We start from the raw sequence: 15,958 nt of genomic DNA on the forward strand, positions 1-15,958 counted from the left end.
CAACCCCATGACCGGGTCGGGGAGCGCGGCGACCGAGACCGGCATACCGCTGACCACGCGGCGTTCCGCACCCGGGCGCCGGCGCATGACGCGTCAGACGACACTCAAAACTTATGAATCCACGGCATGCATCTCTTGCCTACTCCATAATGTATGCATCATCATCGGTCAGTGAAGACCATCGACCTGCTCGCGGGCGGCGAGACACTCACCGTCGAGTTCAAGCGTGACATCAACGACCGAGACCTCGTCAAGGCAGCCGCGTGCCTCGCCAACGGGGACGGAGGCGTGCTCCTCGTCGGCGTCGAGGACGACGGCACGGTCACCGGGGCCAAGCCGCGGCACGGCGCCTCGACGGAGCCGCACCGGGTCGCGGCCTTCATCATGAACTCGACGGAGCCGCCGCTGCCCGTCGACGTCGCCGTGGAGTCGGTCGAAGGCGCGCAGGTCGTGCGCATCGACGTCCCGCGCGCCGACCCCGGGCCCGTCGGCACCAAGGACGGCCTGTTCACCAAGCGTGTCATCGCCACCGACGGCCGCCCTCAGTGTCTGCCGATGACGGCTCACGAGATCGTGAGCATGGGCCTGGTGACTCGTGGGCAGGACTTCGCGGCGGCAGTCGCACGCGACGCGACCATGGACGACCTCGACCCCCGGGAGCTCGACCGGTTCCGCACGCTGTGCCGCGCCGCCGGCGACAGCCTCGGGAGCCTCGCCGACGTCGACATCCTTAAGGCGCTCGGGCTCGTGCCGATGACCGCTCCCGTCAGCATCGGCGCAGTTCTGCTGTTCGGGACACGCGCGGCGGTCGAGCGCTGGGTCCCGAACGCGGAGTTCCTCTTCCAGGACCTGCGCGGGCACGGGGACGGGACGAACGAGCGCATCGTCGGCCCCCTCCTGCAGTCGGCGGACCAGATGCGGCGACTTATCGACGAACGCAACACCACCACCGAGCTCATGGCCGGCCTGCACCGTGTCGAGGTCCCGCTGATCCCGTCGGTCACCCGACGAGAAGCGCTCGCCAACGCCGTGGTCCACCGTGACTATGCCGCCGTGGGCCCCACCGTCGTCCAGGTCACCGACGAGGAGTTCGTCGTCTCCAACCCCGGAGGCCTGCCTCCCGGCGTCACCATCGCCAACATCCTCGACCAGTCACGGCCACGCAGCCCGCTCCTCGCATCCGCGTTCAAGCGCGCGGGCCTGGTGGAACGCAAGGGCAAGGGCGTCAACGAGATGTTCGAGCAGCAGCTCCGGGCGGGACGCGGCGTCCCGGACTACTCCCGCAGCACCCCGGACTCCGTCGTCGTCACCGTCCCGCTCGGCACAGCCGACCTCGACCTCGTGCGGTTCCTGCTCGTCTGGGAGGACGAGAGACAACGCCCGCTGACGCTGGACGAGCTGCGGGTGGTGCACGACGTCAAAGCGTCCGGTTCCGCGACGAGCGCCGACCTCACGGAGGCCCTCGGCCTCATCCCTCAGACGACCCGCACGATCACGACGCGTCTCGTGGAGCGCGGGATCCTCGAGGCCCGGGGCAACGGGCGCAGCCGACGTTTTCACCTGACCGCCCGCTTCTACGACCTCGCACAGGACCGCAACGCCTACGTACGGGTGATGGGCGCCGACCCGCTGCAGCAGGAGCGCATGATCCGCGACTACGTGACGGCCTACGGGTCCATCACCCGCAGCCAGGCCGCTCAGCTGTGCCAGGTGTCACCGGTCCAGGCTCGGACCATCCTCAAGCGCCTCGTCGACGCCGGCGCACTACGTCTCGTCGGTGAACGGAGGACGTCGAAGTACGTGGTGTGACGCGCTGGACGGCGGACCGGCACCGCGCAGGTTCTCAGCGGTCGACCTTCTCCCGAGACGGGCGACCGGTCACCGCGGCATGGCGCGAAGGTCCGGGGTTCACCATCGCCGTGAGCCTCGCGCGCTCGTCCGACGCCCGGCACGAGAGCCGCCGGGCGCTCCGCATTCAGCTCGTGGCGCTCGGATCTGGTTACCGGCTCGTCCACGCCACGCCGAGTGGCAAGGTGCGGATCGACGACCTGCAGCTCGACCCAGCGACGCTCGAGATCCGGGTCGTCGACCAGTGAACGACCGAGGAGGACACCCCGTGCAGACCGCGTCCGTCGACCAGATCCGGGCACTCCTGCGCACCTTCCAGGCGATCACCTGGCCCGCCGGCCGACAGAAGGCGCTGGCCCTCGCCGACGAGTGCGGCTGGACAATCCGGCTCGAGACCCCCCGCGGCGTCCGGTACCTCACGGGGTACCCGACGAACGACCAGCGCGCCAACGCGCTGATCAGGCCGGACGACGCCGACGGCAGCATCCTCGACCTCACCGTGCACGTCTCCGACCGCGACCCCGCCACGCCCGCGGAGCTCGACGAGGCATACCGGTCCGTGGCGGCCACGGTCCGGGCGGAGCTGGGTACCCCCGTGCGCACCGACGAGTGGGAGCACGCCCGCACCGTGTGGGACATCGCCGGCGGCGGGCGCGTCGTGATCCAGAAGCTCGACTCCGTCGTCCTCATCCTGCGCTCGCAGGAGGTCACCGACCTCGAACGCGACGAGGAACGGCTCGGGGTCGACCCGGGCCGCATTCCCGGGGCGGGCGACGAGGACTTCTGAGTGCGCACAGCATCACCCGACCAGATCAGCGACCTCCTGCGCGCCTTCGACGCTGTCACGTGGCCGGCCGGCAGGCAGGCCGCGCACGACCTCGCCGCCGCGCTCGGATGGTCCGTGAGGCTCGAGACCCCGAACGGGATCCGCTTCGTCACGAACCTGGGCACCAACGACGACCGAGCCCGGGCCCTGGTGATCACGGACGAGACCGCCGGCGACGTCCTCGACGAACTCGAGATCAACGTCTCGGACGCCGAGGACCCGTCGCCCACCGCGTTGCGGCAGGCCTACACGAGTCTCTGCACAGCAGTCGAGGAGACGCTCGGCGCACCCGTGGTCGCCGACCGCGGGGAGAACCCGCGGACGTTCTGGGACCTGACCAACGGTGGACGGGTCGGCCTCCAGCGGCTCGACGACATCGTGGTCATGGTCCTGCTGTCGCGTGACGCCGCGGATCTCGCACGCCAGGAGGCGCGTCTCGGGATCAGCCCCGACCGGGTACCCGGGACGGGGCACGAGGACCTGTAGTCGCGACACGCTCAGGCGCACCCGCGAGATCAGATCTGATCGACCGGAAGTGCCGGCAGACCATCGAACGCCTCGAGAGCGCGATCGCCGCTGACCCGTCACCCAGGCCCGAACGTGCCGCTTCGTCACGAACTCGGGCACCAACGACGACCGCGCCGGGGCACTGGTGCTCTCGGGCGAGAGCACCGGCGGCGCCCTCGACGAACTCGAGGTCACCATCTCGGACGCCGAGACTCAGTCGCCAGGCGCGCTGAAGGAAGGCCTTCACGGACCTGTCCGCGGTTCTGTCGCAGGCGTGCGACTGATAGCAGACGCGCTATCGTCGACCACATGTCCACGTCGTACGGCACGCAGCTGCGGGCACGCCGCATTCGCCTCGGCCTGACGCAGCGCGAGCTCGCGCGGCTGTCGGGCGTCGCACAGCCGGTGATCGCCGCGACGGAGACGGGGCGACGCGGCGTGAGCGCGGAGACTCGGTCCCGGCTCGACGAGGCGCTCAGCGTCCGCCCGTCGGTCGTGCTGGGACGTCACCGCGACGCCGTCCGCGAGGCCGTCGCACGCCACCACGGCCACGACGCCTACCTCATCGGGTCGGTCGCGCGCGGCGACGACACCCCGCAGTCCGACGTCGACCTCATGATCACCTTCGACGACGGCACCGACCTCGTCGACGTCCTCGACCTCACCGACGAGCTCGAGGAGCTCCTGGGCGCCAAGGTGGACGTCATCTCCGGACGCGTCGACGGCGCCGTGAGCTCGCACGCGCGGCGCGACGCGGTCCCGCTGTGACGGCCGACGACAAGGTCTCCCGCCTGCTCGACGACCTCGCCTCCATCGCGCAGGATGCGGCCCATGTCGTCAGCCTCGGCGAGGAGGCCTACCTCGCCGACGACCCCCAGGGGCGGCTGTTGCGCAACGCCGGAGAGCGCATCGTCATCAAGGTGTCGACCGTGGTGGAGCGGCTACCCCAGGCCTTCAAGGACGCGCACCCCGAGGTTGAGTGGCTCAAGATCCAACGCATGCGGAACCTCATCGCTCATCACTACGACAAGGTGCAGGCGGACTTCGTCTGGGCGACGCTGCGGGGTCGGATACCGGAGCTCACGCGCCAGGTGAAGGACAGCTGAGCTCGGCGGACCCGGCTCGCTCATGGAGTCAGCCGTGAGCGGCTCCCGACTCCAGACTCCCGCGTCGACGGCCGATGCCTGGACGGCACCGTCCGCCCGCGCTACCAGCGCCGCCGACCTCATCCGTGAGGACTCCGTCTCGGGCTCGACCCGAACCGCATGACCGGGGACGACGACGGCTTGTGACGCCGCCTGCGTCGACGTCACCGACCGCGACAAGTCACGGGCCGTCCGTCCGGTGCTGCCGGGCCGAGCGGCGGGTCGCGGAATGACTGGAGGTCCTCATCCCTGCCGCCGGCGTGGCGTTCCCCGCCACCCGTCGACCGACCTGGTGAGCTCAGCCCTGTGGACACCGCCGTCGAGTCAGCCCTCCGCATGCAGATCATCGCGTGGGTGCACGAGCGCGCCGAGCGCAACGGCGGGTTCCTCCACCGTCAGGAGCTGCTGAGCTACCGCACCGGGGACCGAGACCTCCCGCTGATCGACTTCTCCCGCGGCATCCGCAACCCCGCGGGCTTTGCGTCGACGCTCGCCATCGTGCAGTCGGCGCACGGCCCGTACGACGACATCGAGGACCCCGACGACGGTCTGCTGCACTACGCCTACCGGTCCGGTGACCCGTTCGGCGGCGACAACCGCAAGATGCGCGCCGCGATCGAGACGGGCATGCCGCTGATCCTGTTCCGCAAGGAGACGCCCAACTACTACACGCCGATCGCCCCGGTGTACGTCGTCGACGACGTCCCGGAGGAGAGCGCCTTCCTCATCGCCCTCGACGAGTCGTTCCGATACATGGGCGACCTCCGCTCGCTCTCCGAGCCGCAGCGGGCGTACGCCCTGCGACTGGCGAAGCAGCGCCTGCACCAGCCGGCGTTCCGCACCCGGGTCCTCCTCGCCTACGAGACGCGGTGCGCCGTCTGCACGCTGCGGCACGGGTCGCTCCTCGACGCCGCGCACATCGCCCCGGACGCCTCCGCGCGCGGCATCCCGACGACGCCCAACGGGCTGGCGCTGTGCAAGATCCACCACGCCGCGTTCGACCAGAACATGCTCGGCATCTCGCCTGACTACGTGGTGCACATCGACCGCGACCTCATGGAGGAGATCGACGGTCCGATGCTCAAGCACGGGCTGCAGGAGATGCACGGGCGGGCGTTGACGCTGCCGGAGCGTGTGGAGGACCGGCCCGACCGGGAGCTGCTGGCGGAGCGGTGGGAGGGGTTCGCGGGGGTGCGGTGAGGGCGGAGCGGGCGGACAGACTCCCCACGACGCCGAGCGCAGCGAGGCTGCCGCCCTGGTTCAACGATGCGCGACGAGCACGCCGAGCAGCTCGTCGATCCGGTCGCTCCCCACCACGTACGTCCGCCGGCCATCGAGCGTGCGCAGGACGACACCAGGGCCGCTACGCACCATCAGCGCGACGCGCCCGGCACCCAGGAAGCGCAAGCCGAGGCCACCTGCTCGGACGACACCAACCTGCTCGACCCCGTCGACAGCGAGATCGTCCCGGGCGATCCGCCGACGCCAGACCGTGACACCGAGTCGGAACGCCAGGCTCACGCCGTCAGCGGAGACTTCTGTCACCGAGGACATGCGTGCGACGAGCACGCAGAGGGCGACGACAGCGACGGCCAGCAGGGCGAACAGGGCTCGTTCGACGTCGGACGTGGCGCTCGGCCACGCGCTGAGGAGCAGGTTGACCGCGACAGCGACGCCGATCGTCACCGCCACTGCTCCGACGCCGGCGGTGGCGTACCGAACCTCACGGAATCTCATCTGCCCATGCTTCCCATCTGTGAAACTGCCAGCAGCTCCGACTCGGCGTCGCGTTGTGCCTCACGTCGAGGTGTGACTGCCGTCTCCTCACCTTGCTCGGGCACCCGCCGCCGCACCCGGACGCTCGCTCCGACAGGTGGCACGAGCACGAGCAGCGCCGCCAACATGGCTATCGAGAACGACCACAGGCCCAGAGTGAGCCCGATGCCGAGATGAAGCGCTGCGCCCAGTCCCATGATCCAGAGCCGCGCGAGGCGTGGCAGAAGCAGGACGAGCGCGAGTGCGAACTCGATAGCGACAGTGCCCCAGGTCAGCCCCGCGACGAGAAGCGGAACGTCCACGACAGCGGACGCGATGAACGCTGACCACGCGGTCACGCCGAAGACCGGGTGGTGCAGCCAGTAGTAGACGGCGGTGCCGTCAGCCCACTCGGCGTGGGGAAGCTTCGCGAGCGATGCCTGCAGATAGAGGACGCTGATCTGCAACTTGGCGAGGCAGTAGGCGCAGACTCCAGCGAGCGTCATGATACGACCGACGGTCCCCTCCGGATCCCGGTCCGAGATCTCCCAGTGCCATCGACGGCCGTCGGTGATGCCGACCACTGCGAGCAGAATCGCCAGGTTGCCCGCGATCTGGTCGCCGCCTTCGGGGATGGCGATCCCCGTGCTCACGCTCAGGGCGATCCACGCGAGCGGGATCGCCGTGAACCGCGGCCGCCAGCCACTGGCGACGACGGCGAGCAGGATCGCGCAGACCGCACGGGCGATGCCGAGGTTGTCGTTGCCGACCAGGCAGAAGACGCCGACCCGCGCAATGCCCTCGCACAAGGGGTACTCACCGAGACCACCCACAGGGCGGAACAGCGTCGTCGTCGAGGAGCCGAGGACCGTGACCATGAGAGCCAGGGCGAGGATGGTCCGCGCGATGCCCACGACATTTCCCCATGGCACGGGTAGGCGAATCATGCCGACCCGCAACGCACGTCGAGCTGGAGCGCGCTCACCGGACGCAGGTGCTCGTCGACGAGGTGCCGCCAGGCCCAGGGACGTGGTTCGTGACGGACCAGGGCGACGGGACCGCACAGTGTCGGTCCCGGGCTTTCGTTCTCCACCCTGATGCCCTCCTGCCCTTCCAGTACATCGGCACAGTCGGAGAGCCTCACGCAGTTCACCCAATCCTCTTCGCTCACGTTGACGTCGTAGAGGAGCGTGCCGATCTCCACTCCTTGAGCCCGCGCTCCACGACTCAGCCCGAAGGCGTGACGTGGGTCGGAGTTGGGTCCGGTCGACAAGGACTCCAGGGCACCGACCCCTGTCACCGCGAACGGCAGTATCTCCTCGTCGCGCGGGCTCTTGGTGAAGAAGGCCCACCCTTGGGGAAGGACCGGAGCGATCTGAGGCGCGATGCTGGTCTGAAGCGGGAGCGTGAGGGCGTTGGGAGGAAGACTCGCTTGAGCGACGTAGAGAACGACAATGACGCAGACGACGACCGCCGACGCGAGACTGCGCCGCGTGATCTCCAAGGTCCGGGGTGGGACGGCGGTGACGACAACGCCGCCCGTCCCGGTGCTCATCGAGCGTCGAGGGCGACGGTCGCGATCGCGAGCTGCTCCTCTGCCTTGAGCTCCTTGGAGTGGACAGACCTGTTCTTGACGTAGGACACGTTGACTGCTGCTGCGCCATTCGCCACGTACAGCACGGTGACGGCGGCTCCACCAAAGACAGCAAGAGCGATGAGTACGGCGACCACCACGACAAGCGCGGCGGCATCCGGTTGAGCGCCGGCGACCTCGGTCTGCGCTCCGGACTCTGCAGCAGCCTGCTCCAGAGCGTCCCCGGCGTCGACGAGGGCGTCGCGCAGCAGATAGGGGTCGCCGGACCGGGCACTCTCGCCGAAGCGCTCGAACAATGCCGGATCCGCTTCGTCGACCTGGTCGAGCAGATCTTCGGTCACTGCCAGCACAGGCTCCGAGTTGTTGGCGGCAACGAGTTCGGCTGCTTGCTCAGGAGCCCCGAAGAACCCGGCGTCGACGAGTTCGCTCCCGAGCTCACCCTGGCCGAACGCCATGGCCCGGAAAGCCTCGCGACCGTAGTCGGCGTCCGAGGCCCCGGCAAACGCCTCGACCACGTCCGCAGGCGCCGGCGTGCTAGCGGCCTCTGCGGAGCGCGCACCGGCAACACTCAGCGCTACGACCAGCACGGAAACCAGGACCTTCTTGCGCACGTTTGCCCCTTTGGTGATGGTTTGAAGTGCTCGATACTCACAGCCCCCTCGTCGCTGTGGGGCAGGCGTCCAGTAGTGAGACCGCTGAGGAGCGGATGGGAACCTGGCGCTGTGCAACATCGACCACGCCGCGTTCGACCAGAACTCGAGATCGCGGACATCACGCGGTACCTCGCCGGCGAACTCGCCCCGGAGGCACGAGCTGCTCGCGGCAAGGAGAGTCACCGGACGTCGGGCGCCGCCGCCGATCTGCCGTCGAGTGCACGTCGAGCCCCCACGCGTCGCCCCGCGGGTCTTGCCGGCTACCTCGTGCTCGCGGCTGCGGCGGCGCTCGGCGCGAACGAGGGCGGCGCTGTGGCGCTCTCACTGGCGGCGTCGGTGCTGTTCCTCGGTTCCGTCTGGACGGCGATCTCGGGACGGCGCTTCGCGTTCCTGCGATCCCGGACCCATGGCCTGCTGGGGATCCTGGTCGCCGTGGCCTTCATGTCCGTGGCCGGCGCGTTCCTGCCACCGCCGGACACGGTGAGTCCGACCGACGCGCCCCAGCCCTCCGTGGTGACGACGAGCGCGCCGCCTGGCCCGGACACGCCCGGGAGCTGACGCCGCCGACCGTCAGAGCTGGGCCCCGGCTGGCTCCCGGTGCACGGGCCGGCGTGGCCGGTCACCGGTCTGCCGGCCCGCTGCCTCCGGCACCGCGGCCCGCCTGCACGGCCCCCGCGAGGAACACCGCCGCAATGGTCCCGAAGACCACCGACGGACCGAGCTGCACCTGGAGCAGCAGCACGGCGGCAGCAGCACCGAAGACCCCGGCGACGACGAGACGCATCCCGACGCGCTGTCCGATGTTCCCCATGGCTTCACCCTTCTCTCACTGTGGGTTCCCCACGTCGGACGGCGCACCCGCGGCACGGCGGACGCCGGCCGGAGCACGTGGAGCTGCGCGCCGCACGCCGTCACCACGACGGCGCCGCGGACGGCACCGACTGCGAGCGCGAGCGTCACGTCCGCGGGTGGCAACGACCTCGATGACGCGAGGATAGGAAGACCAGGACACCGGCGTACATGGTCATTGGTCCTGAAGTTGCTCGAGCAACTGGCAGGAGTGCGGGGTGATGTGCGCGAGGTCGCGCGGGGCGATGGAGTCCGCGCGTCGGCGCGGCGCTCCCCGCCGCTCGTCATCGCCGAGCTCAGCCGCGAGACCGTCGACATGGTCGCGCTGGTCGCGCGCGGCGACGGGTACTCGGCGACGATCACCTCGCGCAGCGAGGGTCTCACCGGGATCCTGACGATCACCGCGACGTCCTCAGGCGTCCGGCTGCGCGACAGCCTCCTGAGGACATGACCGACCGGTCACCGACCAGGGGCTCGGTTCATCGGTCCGCACACGGACGGGCAACCTCGTCGACGAGGCCGGCGAGAGCCTCGAGGACCGCGCGCACGCCGTCCGGATCGCCGGGCACGCTGCAGCCCCCGTCGCCAGGCCGCCCTCGATTCGGGCAGGGAGCCTCGGAGGAGCGCACAGCGATCCTGCAGACGTTCACCCGCTTCAGAGGGGCTTGGCCTGCGGGCCGTCACCCGTCACTCGGGTGCGGACCCGGCGTCCGAGGACTCGCCCGACGTGGTGGAGGCACGACCTCGCGCGACAGCGCCCCGGATCACGCCTGCAGAGCTGCGGGCTCGTCCGGCCAACGTGGACCCGACGTCCCGGGTCCGGTCGGCCACCTGGCTACCCGCAGACCGCGCAAGGCCGGCGGCCTGTGTCCCGACCTGCACGGCGGCCTCGACACTCCCTGAGCCGGCCTCGACCACACGGTCCCGGACGTCCGCCGCGGCCTCGACCCAGCGACGAGCGTCGACGGGCGTCATCTCGCGCGTGACGCCCAATCGACGGTAGAGCTCCGTGACGTCACCGGTCACGTCGTTCCTCGTCGCCACGACGACACGGGCCTTCGTGGGGTGCCGTAGCACCTTGTCGTTCGCAGTCCCCGCGGCGGCATCGAGACGCGCGAGGAGCTGCTCCGTGGTGCGGGAGATCTGCTCGCGGCGCTTCTCGCGCGCCACGCGAAGCGCCTCTCGTCGCCGGGTGATCCTCTCGGGATCACCGTCGAGCACGCGGTCGAGCTCGAGAACGTCGAGGGCGTCCTGGAGCCGGAAGCAGTGGGCCAGCACGGCGAGCCAGTCGCGTGCCTCCTCGGGAACGTTCTCGCACACCTGCGCGAGCCTGGGGACGTCTCGCGCCTTCTCGACCTTCTGCGCGAGCCCGTCGAGCTGGAGGAGGGCATAGGCCTGGGTTCGCGCGATCACCCATGCCGTCCCCTGCACCTTGGACCACGTGAGCTCGTCGACGTCGTCGTGCTCGCGGATCGTCATGGCGTCGTCGATGACCAGGTCGACGCCGATCATGTCCGCGAGCGCGGCGTCCTTCTGCGCGCGGAGCACCTGGTCGATCTTGGCGTCGATGACGGCGAGGTAGTCGCTGATGTCGTCCATCGCCTGCTGCATCGCGAGCTGCGTCATGATGCCCGCGGCTCCCGCCAGCATCGCGGGGTTGGCGGCGAAGGCACCAGGGCCCTTGGCGAACTGGACGATGCTCTTGATCTGGCCGTTGCTGCCCCGGACGATCCCCATGTCGAGCCCGGTCGTCTTGCTCTTCATGAGGCCGAGCATCTTGACCTGCGCCGCCGACTCCTCCGTCAGCTTGACCCATCGCCCCGACTGCGCGGAGGCCTCCGCCGTCGTCTGCACGATGCCGGAGAGCTTCGCGAACGACCGCGGGACGCGCGTTCGCTCCGCTGCGGACGTCGCCAGTCCCATGTCGCCGAGGAACCGATCGATCGCGCGGGAATCACCGAAGACTGCGAGCCCTTCGCCGTCGCTGATGAGCTCGATCTCGTCGTCCATCGCCGTCCTCATGCCTCGTGAGTGGTCACGACGAGCACGCGTCGTGATGTGACGCACTGTTGCAGGTGGTGCGGATGGCGTCGAGCGCCACGCGAGCGACTCCTGCGACGTCGCGCCCTTCGCGGCCGCGTGGCACACATCCCGTCGGTCATCGCGGCCGCGGAACCACGCTGTCTTTGTGCCCCAGCAGTCCGCCGCAGCACTGCTGTCACTGCGGAGCGGGCCATACGGTCAACATCGGAGCGCCGCATCGTGAGCAACGTCCGGAGTGCACCCGTCTACAGCTTCCCGATGACGCGCCGCTCACCTGGGCGAGACCGGTCCGAGATCGACGCCGTCGCGGCCCTGCTCGGCGCACAGATGCCGCTCTTCGTCATCGAAAACGTCGGTCCGCTGCGCCGCGTGCGGCTCGCGTGGGTCACAGCCGCGGACGATGCGGCGCAGAGTTTCTTGCTGGAGTTCGCGCCACGGCCACCGGCGCCATTCGTCGTGCAGCCTGATCCTGAGCGCCCCTTCGTTCGCGCTGCTCGGCGGACCCGACGTGGCGCGATGACCCACCGCCTCCACCGGGACGCCGGCTTCACCTTCCGCGTGCTGCACCGCTACGGCGCGCGGTGCGCCATCAGCGGTATCCCCGTGAAGGAGGTGCTCGACGCAGCGCACGTCATCCCTGTTGCGGACGGCGGACCTGACGACGAGCGGAACGGGCTCCTGCTGTCGGCGACGCTCCACCGAGCGTTCGACGCGGGGCTGTGGGCACTCAACCCCGCCACGCGAGCGATCGAACTCGATCCTCGCGTGCGCCCGGACGACCTGCGGCTGGCGTCACTGCAGTTGCGGCCGGATGCCCCCTACCCCCACGAAGACGCCCTGACCTGGAGGTACCAGCAGTTTCGTCATGAGGCCCAGAGCGTGGCCGAGACACCCTGCCCGGCGGTGAGCCTCTAAGCGGCACCCGGTCAGCGTTGCACTTATAACTGACCCCCCTACGGTTGCAGGTGTATCCGACCCAGCCGTCCAGGGAGCTCTGATGGCAACGACCGTGGCGGCACGCCAGGACGTACTGACGGATCCGCGCGACGCGGAACTGGCACGACACGTGCTCGCGTCGCTCGCCGATCCCCGCGCCGTGCTCTCGGTGACTCTGAACGACGAGACAGTTCCGGTCCCTGGCAGCATCCACGCCCTCCTCCGCGAGGTACTACGTGCAGTCGCCTCCGCCTCGACGATCACCATCACCACCACCCCGCCGGAGGTCACCACGTCGACGGCTGCTGCCATCCTCGGCATCTCTCGTCCCACGCTCATGAAGCTGATCAGGAACGGCGACATCCCTGCGCACAAGGTGGGCACGCACACCCGTTTGCGAACAGACGACGTGCTGGTCGCCAAGCGTGCGCGCCGCGAGCGTGAGCGCGCCGCGTACCGCGAGCTCCTCGCGCTGGAGGGTGACGAGGAATAGCCGTCGCCAGGGCTTGCGCTCACAAAGTCCTGTACGGCTAGGTGTTGCGTCTCATCAGGTTGGTGACACCGCGCGGGGCGTGAGCGAGGGGTAGGCCCGCCGGCGGCAGGATGGGAAGTGCGACCAACACATCCGCGCCGAGAGAGACCTACCCCTCATGAGCCACGCTAACGCCCCGTTGACCCCTGCCGGCAGGCTCCGCCTGGTGCAGCGCTGTCGGGCCCGTCCGATCGCTCACGTCGCTGCCGAGGCCGGGATCTCCCGACAGTGCCTGTCGAAGTGGAAGGCCCGCTACGACGAGCTCGGCGAGGTCGGGCTGCTGGACCGTTCCAGCGTCCCGCACGCGAGCCCGACCCAGCTGGACCCGGGCGTCGTCGAGCAGATCGAACGCCTGCGCCGGGAGCACAAGTGGACGGCCCGCCAGATCCACCTCGAGCTGACCCGCAGCGGGCACCGCGTCTCGCTGGCGACGGTCTCGCGGTGGCTGGTCCGGCTCGGGATCAACCGGCGCCGGGACATCGACCCCGACGGGTCCACCAACCGCACCACGGGACGGATCACCGCGCGCTACCCCGGGCACATGGTTCACCTGGACGTGAAGAAGGTCGGACGGATCCCCGACGGCGGCGGGTGGCGAGCCCACGGCCGCGGCTCGACGCAGGACAAGGCCGCTCAGCGCGCCAAGACCTCCGGCGCCCGCGCGGGCTACGTCTACCTGCACTCCGCGGTCGACGGGTACTCCCGCCTGGCCTACACCGAGCACCTGCCCGACGAGACAGCGGCCACCACGATCGGGTTCTTCCACCGCGCCCGAGCGTTCTTCGCCGCCCACGGCATCGACCGACTCGTGCGGGTCGTCACCGACAACGGGGCGAACTACAAGGCCACCGCGTTCACCCGCACCGTCCTGGCGACCGCATCACGCCACCAGCGCATCCGCCCCCACACGCCCCGGCACAACGGCAAGGTCGAGCGCTACAACCGGATCCTGGCCGAGGAACTCCTCTACGCCCGGGTCTGGACCTCCGAAGCCGAGCGCGCCGCCGCGATCAAGGTCTGGAACGTCCACTACAACTACCATCGCGCTCACACGGCCGCCGGCGACCGACCCCCGGCCTCACGCCTGCGAGCAGGCGTCACCAACGTCATGACCCAGAACAGCTAGGGCGTGTCTCTCAAGTGGCAGGGCTGAAGCCGAGGGAGATGTAGAGCATGTGCGCTTCAGCTGCAGAGTCGTCGACACGTAGGCCGATGCTGGTGCGGAGCGCGTATTGAACCGCCTGGACGAGTGCGCGACCGATGCCGCGACGGCGCATGTCCGGCAGGACGAAAAGGTCGATAATGAAAGGGCCGCGCGGGACGTCCGGCCAGGGCGGGTCGTCGACGGTGAGAATCGCGCCGGACAGCTCGTCGTTGACCCGGGCGAGGAAACTGCCCGGGGTCAGCCAGCGACCGTACTCGCCGTTCCACGCGGCCAGGACGTCGTGGGTGGCCTTCGTCAGGGTCATCTCTTCCGGCGTGCCCAGGTAGGTGCGCCAGTAGGCGCGACCGACGTCCGCCAGGTCCTGCTCGCCGATGGGGTGGAGTGTCACCCCAGCGGGCGGCCGTGGCGGGGTGTCACCGAGAGGCTCGGAGGTCAGCAGCATGTTCGCCACGCGGGCACGGTAGATGCTCACCGGACGGGGCGCGACGAGTTATCGACAGGTCGGCGCTCGTAGCCAGGCGAGGATCGCCGCGAGCACGACGGCGCCACGGTAGGTGACGGCGTGCTTGTCGTACCGAGTGGCCAGCCCTCGCCAGTGTTTGAGCGCGTTGAATGCTCGCTCGACGACGTTGCGGCGCTTGTACTGGTCCGGGTCATAGGTGACGGGCCGCCCGCCGGCTGAGCCGCGGCGCTTGCGGTGGCCTTGCTGGTTGCGTGGCTCGGGGATCACGCTGACGACACCTCGGCGGCGCAGCTCGGCTCGGATCGCGCGAGAGGAGTACGCCTTGTCGGCGAGGACTGCGTCGGGCCGGGTGCGCGGGCGTCCCGACCCCTTGCGAGGGACCCGGATTGTGTTGAGCACCGGCAGGCACATCGGCGCGTCCCCACCTTGACCTGGGCCGAGGAGCACAGCCAAGGGCCTGCCCTTGCCGTCCACCGCGTGGTGGATCTTCGTGCTCAGACCGCCGCGGGACCGTCCGATCGCGTGGTCACCCGGCTCGACGCGCAGATTCCTGTGATTCATCGGTTCCCCCCGTGACGCGGGGAAGGGTGGTCGCGTGCTGGTGTGCGCGGTTGATCGTGGAGTCGATGCTTACTGCCCAGTCGATGTCGCCAGCGGCGTCGGCGTCGGCCAACACGGCCGTCAGGATCCTGTCCCAGGTGCCGTCCCGACTGAACCGAGCGTGCCTCTTCCACACCGTCTGCCATGGTCCGAAGCGCTCTGGCAAATCTCGCCAGGCGATCCCGCATCGGTATCGGTGAACGATGCCCTCCACGACCTGTCGGTGGTCGCGGAACGGCCGTGACCTTCCGCGCACCAGCGGCATCAACGGTGCGATCCGCTCCCACTGAGCGTCACTGAGCTCCTGCGCACGAGTCACGCGAGCAGCGTCGACGACCGGGCGCGCTCAACTTGGGAGACACGCCCTAGCCTCCCCCGGATGCGGCAGATCGGCCCGGTCAGCGTCTTCGTCGACGCCAACGTGTGGTTCTCGCGGACGCTCCGCGACTGGCTCGGGCTCCTCTACGTACTCCCGGACGATCCACCGTTCGTCGTGCACTGGTCGGAGGACGTGTTCGCCGAAGTTCTCTACCACCTGCGCAAGACTCACCCCACGTGGCCCGGTCACCGCATCAGCGGGATCCGGGACCGCCTTGCCGGCACTTTCGAGGCCGGACGTGTCGACACCTACGAGATCGACTCGACGTACGGCGGGCGGGAACTTGATGACGCGCACGTCCACGCTGCCGCCGTGGCCTGCGGCGCCGACGTCCTCCTGACGTTCGACGTCGACGACTTCGACTGGGACACCAACACGTCGCCCTACGAGGTCATGCATCCGGACGACTTCCTCGTGCTCCTCGACGACTTCTGCCCAGAGCTCGTGAAGGCTGCGGTCGACGAGATGGTGGGCTACTGGATCGCACGGGGACTCGACGCCGACATGCCTGGGAGGCTGCGCAAGTCCGGCTGCCCTCAGTTCGCCGATCGAGCCGCTAGCCACTCCAGGCTTCGGGGCTGAGCTTCGGCCGTCGGGCAGCGCAGCAATTGGTTCCCTCGCGACTTCACCCGCCTGACGGCTCACAGCGCTCCGCTGTGCAGG

21 protein-coding genes are annotated in these 15,958 nt (G+C 69.5%); 13 read left to right on the forward strand and 8 right to left on the reverse strand.

Translation table 11 applies throughout. The features are described 5' to 3' along the window. Positions 1 to 171: 171 nt before the first annotated feature. The 7 genes from CFLA_RS16420 (at position 172) to CFLA_RS16445 (ending at position 5,526) form a co-directional block, all read left to right on the forward strand. Complete coding sequence (locus CFLA_RS16420; protein WP_013118468.1) at positions 172 to 1,809, forward strand: RNA-binding domain-containing protein; 1,638 nt, start codon at positions 172 to 174, stop codon at positions 1,807 to 1,809. A gap of 110 nt (positions 1,810 to 1,919) precedes the next feature. After that, positions 1,920 to 2,096, forward strand: coding sequence for a hypothetical protein (locus CFLA_RS20575; protein WP_187291306.1), 177 nt, complete (start codon positions 1,920 to 1,922; stop codon positions 2,094 to 2,096). A 20-nt stretch (positions 2,097 to 2,116) separates the two neighbouring features. Next, positions 2,117 to 2,635: a DUF6301 family protein gene (locus CFLA_RS16425; RefSeq protein WP_013118470.1), complete on the forward strand. Its 519-nt coding sequence runs from the start codon at positions 2,117 to 2,119 to the stop codon at positions 2,633 to 2,635. After that, positions 2,636 to 3,160, forward strand: coding sequence for a DUF6301 family protein (locus CFLA_RS16430; RefSeq protein ID WP_013118471.1), 525 nt, complete (start codon positions 2,636 to 2,638; stop codon positions 3,158 to 3,160). Between the two features lie 330 nt (positions 3,161 to 3,490). After that, the gene (locus CFLA_RS16435) at positions 3,491 to 3,949 is read left to right on the forward strand and encodes an XRE family transcriptional regulator (RefSeq protein ID WP_013118472.1); all 459 of its coding nucleotides are present in this window, start codon (positions 3,491 to 3,493) and stop codon (positions 3,947 to 3,949) included. After that, positions 3,946 to 4,287: a HepT-like ribonuclease domain-containing protein gene (locus CFLA_RS16440; RefSeq protein ID WP_013118473.1), complete on the forward strand. Its 342-nt coding sequence runs from the start codon at positions 3,946 to 3,948 to the stop codon at positions 4,285 to 4,287. Before CFLA_RS16435 ends, CFLA_RS16440 begins: the two co-directional genes overlap by 4 nt. Before the next feature lie 345 nt (positions 4,288 to 4,632). After that, complete coding sequence (locus CFLA_RS16445; RefSeq protein WP_013118474.1) at positions 4,633 to 5,526, forward strand: HNH endonuclease; 894 nt, start codon at positions 4,633 to 4,635, stop codon at positions 5,524 to 5,526. Positions 5,527 to 5,586: 60 nt separating this feature from the next. Here CFLA_RS16445 and CFLA_RS16450 read toward each other — a convergent pair whose 3' ends face one another. Genes CFLA_RS16450 through CFLA_RS16465 form a run of 4 tightly spaced genes read right to left on the reverse strand, consistent with a single transcriptional unit; the run spans position 5,587 to position 8,286 of the window. After that, positions 5,587 to 6,012, reverse strand: coding sequence for a hypothetical protein (locus tag CFLA_RS16450; RefSeq protein ID WP_148234395.1), 426 nt, complete (start codon positions 6,010 to 6,012; stop codon positions 5,587 to 5,589). A 47-nt stretch (positions 6,013 to 6,059) separates the two neighbouring features. Then, positions 6,060 to 7,028, reverse strand: coding sequence for a sporulation-delaying protein SdpB family protein (locus CFLA_RS16455; protein WP_013118476.1), 969 nt, complete (start codon positions 7,026 to 7,028; stop codon positions 6,060 to 6,062). Continuing rightward, positions 7,025 to 7,636, reverse strand: coding sequence for an SdpA family antimicrobial peptide system protein (locus CFLA_RS16460; RefSeq protein WP_013118477.1), 612 nt, complete (start codon positions 7,634 to 7,636; stop codon positions 7,025 to 7,027). Before CFLA_RS16460 ends, CFLA_RS16455 begins: the two co-directional genes overlap by 4 nt. Next, positions 7,633 to 8,286 carry a sporulation delaying protein family toxin gene (locus CFLA_RS16465; RefSeq protein WP_013118478.1) on the reverse strand — a complete coding sequence of 218 codons (654 nt, stop codon included), beginning with the start codon at positions 8,284 to 8,286 and terminating at the stop codon, positions 7,633 to 7,635. The genes CFLA_RS16460 and CFLA_RS16465 overlap by 4 nt, the downstream gene beginning before the upstream one ends. 309 nt (positions 8,287 to 8,595) lie before the next feature. Here CFLA_RS16465 and CFLA_RS16470 point away from each other — a divergent pair, with 309 nt between their 5' ends. After that, positions 8,596 to 8,886, forward strand: coding sequence for a hypothetical protein (locus CFLA_RS16470; RefSeq protein WP_013118479.1), 291 nt, complete (start codon positions 8,596 to 8,598; stop codon positions 8,884 to 8,886). Between the two features lie 61 nt (positions 8,887 to 8,947). On the opposite strand, the gene CFLA_RS16475 is transcribed toward CFLA_RS16470, so the two are convergent. Then, the gene (locus tag CFLA_RS16475) at positions 8,948 to 9,139 is read right to left on the reverse strand and encodes a hypothetical protein (protein WP_013118480.1); all 192 of its coding nucleotides are present in this window, start codon (positions 9,137 to 9,139) and stop codon (positions 8,948 to 8,950) included. A gap of 261 nt (positions 9,140 to 9,400) precedes the next feature. Here CFLA_RS16475 and CFLA_RS16480 point away from each other — a divergent pair, with 261 nt between their 5' ends. Next, entirely contained in the window at positions 9,401 to 9,628 is a 228-nt protein-coding gene (locus CFLA_RS16480; protein ID WP_013118481.1) for a hypothetical protein, read from the forward strand. A gap of 236 nt (positions 9,629 to 9,864) precedes the next feature. On the opposite strand, the gene CFLA_RS16485 is transcribed toward CFLA_RS16480, so the two are convergent. Next, positions 9,865 to 11,199, reverse strand: a complete 1,335-nt coding sequence (locus CFLA_RS16485) for a hypothetical protein (RefSeq protein WP_187291307.1) — start codon at positions 11,197 to 11,199, stop codon at positions 9,865 to 9,867. 240 nt (positions 11,200 to 11,439) lie between these two features. Here CFLA_RS16485 and CFLA_RS19225 point away from each other — a divergent pair, with 240 nt between their 5' ends. The 3 genes from CFLA_RS19225 to CFLA_RS16500 all read left to right on the forward strand — a co-directional run bounded on the left by CFLA_RS19225 (position 11,440) and on the right by CFLA_RS16500 (position 13,814). Beyond that, positions 11,440 to 12,135, forward strand: a complete 696-nt coding sequence (locus CFLA_RS19225; RefSeq protein ID WP_013118483.1) for an HNH endonuclease — start codon at positions 11,440 to 11,442, stop codon at positions 12,133 to 12,135. An 82-nt stretch (positions 12,136 to 12,217) separates the two neighbouring features. Beyond that, complete coding sequence (locus CFLA_RS16495; protein ID WP_013118484.1) at positions 12,218 to 12,649, forward strand: helix-turn-helix domain-containing protein; 432 nt, start codon at positions 12,218 to 12,220, stop codon at positions 12,647 to 12,649. 157 nt (positions 12,650 to 12,806) lie between these two features. After that, positions 12,807 to 13,814 carry an IS481 family transposase gene (locus CFLA_RS16500; RefSeq protein ID WP_013118485.1) on the forward strand — a complete coding sequence of 336 codons (1,008 nt, stop codon included), beginning with the start codon at positions 12,807 to 12,809 and terminating at the stop codon, positions 13,812 to 13,814. Positions 13,815 to 13,824: 10 nt separating this feature from the next. On the opposite strand, the gene CFLA_RS19230 is transcribed toward CFLA_RS16500, so the two are convergent. Together CFLA_RS19230 and CFLA_RS19650 are read right to left on the reverse strand one after the other, a co-directional pair. Next, positions 13,825 to 14,295 carry a GNAT family N-acetyltransferase gene (locus tag CFLA_RS19230; protein ID WP_085955081.1) on the reverse strand — a complete coding sequence of 157 codons (471 nt, stop codon included), beginning with the start codon at positions 14,293 to 14,295 and terminating at the stop codon, positions 13,825 to 13,827. 48 nt (positions 14,296 to 14,343) lie between these two features. After that, a protein-coding gene (locus CFLA_RS19650) for an IS5 family transposase (protein WP_425358344.1) occupies positions 14,344 to 15,235 on the reverse strand; the annotation gives its coding sequence in 2 pieces (ribosomal slippage) (positions 14,344 to 14,877 and positions 14,879 to 15,235; 891 coding nt in all). A gap of 60 nt (positions 15,236 to 15,295) precedes the next feature. Between CFLA_RS19650 and CFLA_RS16515 the strand changes: the two genes are divergently transcribed. Next, positions 15,296 to 15,877, forward strand: coding sequence for a hypothetical protein (locus tag CFLA_RS16515; RefSeq protein WP_013118489.1), 582 nt, complete (start codon positions 15,296 to 15,298; stop codon positions 15,875 to 15,877). Positions 15,878 to 15,958: the final 81 nt, after the last annotated feature.

The organism is Cellulomonas flavigena DSM 20109, from assembly GCF_000092865.1.
Classification (GTDB): domain Bacteria; phylum Actinomycetota; class Actinomycetes; order Actinomycetales; family Cellulomonadaceae; genus Cellulomonas; species Cellulomonas flavigena.